Source organism: Mesorhizobium sp. M8A.F.Ca.ET.021.01.1.1, from assembly GCF_003998025.1.
Classification (GTDB): Bacteria; Pseudomonadota; Alphaproteobacteria; order Rhizobiales; family Rhizobiaceae; genus Mesorhizobium.
On record NZ_RZSJ01000886.1, the window covers coordinates 1 to 1567 of the forward strand.

Consider the following 1567-nt stretch of genomic DNA (forward strand, 5'->3'; position numbering starts at 1 on the left):
GAGGAGGCCGATCGTCGCCTCCACGCCCGCGCGGAAGATACGTCGAACGCCTTGCTCGCCCGCGCCGACGACACGTCCAGCTCGCTGCTGGCCCGCGCCCATGAAACCGCCGATCAGCTCGCCGCTCGCGCTGGCGAGATCGCCGGCACCTTCGACATGACGGACCAAAAGCTCGCCGCCCGTGCCCAGGAGACTGCGGATCAGCTGGCCGCCCGCGCAAGCGAGATTGCCGGCACATTCGACGCGGCCGACCAGAAGCTCGTCGCCCGGGCCGTGGAAACGGCGCAATCGCTGGCCGCCCGCGCCGGCGACATCCTGCGCAACTTCGAAAGCGCCGACCAGCGGCTCGGCATGCGCATCGGCGAATCCGCCGAGGCGCTCGCCGCCCGCGCGTCGGACCTTGGCCGCATTTTCGACGCCGCCGACCAGCATTTGGTCTCGCGCATCGCCGAGGGTTCGGATGCGCTGTCCAGCCGGGCGTCCGAAATCGCCCGCATCTTCGACGACGCCGACCAGCGCCTGGTTTCGCGCATCGCCGACAGCACCTCGACGATCGGCGAGCATGCGCAGACCATTGTCGGCGCCTTCGCCAGCACCGAGCAGAGGGTCGCCGATCGTGCCCGCCAGACCGGTCAGGAACTGGCCGTGCATGCGCGCGAAATCGAGCAGGCGCTTGCCGGCGTCGAAAACCGGCTCGCCTACACGGCCGAGACGATGGGCCAGAAGCTCAACGAGCAGATATCGACCGCCGAGGCGCAACTCGTAACGCGTGCCAATGTGATCGCGGAGACCTTCACCGCGGTCGGCCAGCATATCGGCCAGAGCACCAACGATGCCGCCAAGACGATCGGCGCCAACACCCGCGAGCTCAACACCATGCTCGCGGCGCGGTCCGCCGAGATGTCGAAGATCCTCGACGAAACCGCGCGTCCTTTGGTCGAGCGCTTCACCCAGGGCGGCTCGGACCTGCAAAAGAGCATGGAAGAGGTCACGGAACGCGCGACCGAGAAGCTGCGCAGCGAGAATGCGACCCTGGTCAACGCGCTGGCCAGCCGTACCGCCGAAACCTTGTCGGCGGTCGAAGGCGCCCGTTCGTCGCTGTCCGACAGCGTCGCCGATCTCATCGGCCGGATGACCAAGTCCAGCTCGCAGCTCGGTCAGTTGATCGAGCAGGCCGCGGTCAACCTCGGCGAGGTCGACCAACGTCTGACCGGCAGCACGCAAAGCTTCGCGGCAACCACCGAAAAGGCGGCGCAGACCTTTGCCAGCTCGGCGCGTCTGGTCGATTCGAACACGACAAGGCTGACGGAACTGTCGTCGTCGACCTTGCGTGAGGTCGCCTCGATCGCCACCAAGTTCGACGAACACAGCCGCCTGCTCGCCGGCGCCTCGGACCTCCTGAGCTCGGCCCAGAGCAACCTCGAACACACGCTGGAAAGACAGTCGTCGCTCGAGGATCTCGCCGTTGGCCTGGTCAAGAAGTCGGAAGATCTCGAAAGGGTCATGCGTTCTTTCGAAAACCTCGTCGGCCAGACGCTGCAGAACGCCGAAGGCAAGACGCTGGAAT

At 66.6% G+C, this 1567-nt stretch carries 1 pseudogene; it reads left to right on the plus strand.

Going from position 1 to position 1567, the window contains the following annotated elements:
* Window positions 1–1567 (plus strand): annotated as a pseudogene (locus EOA36_RS35095) (kinesin); the annotation flags it as partial.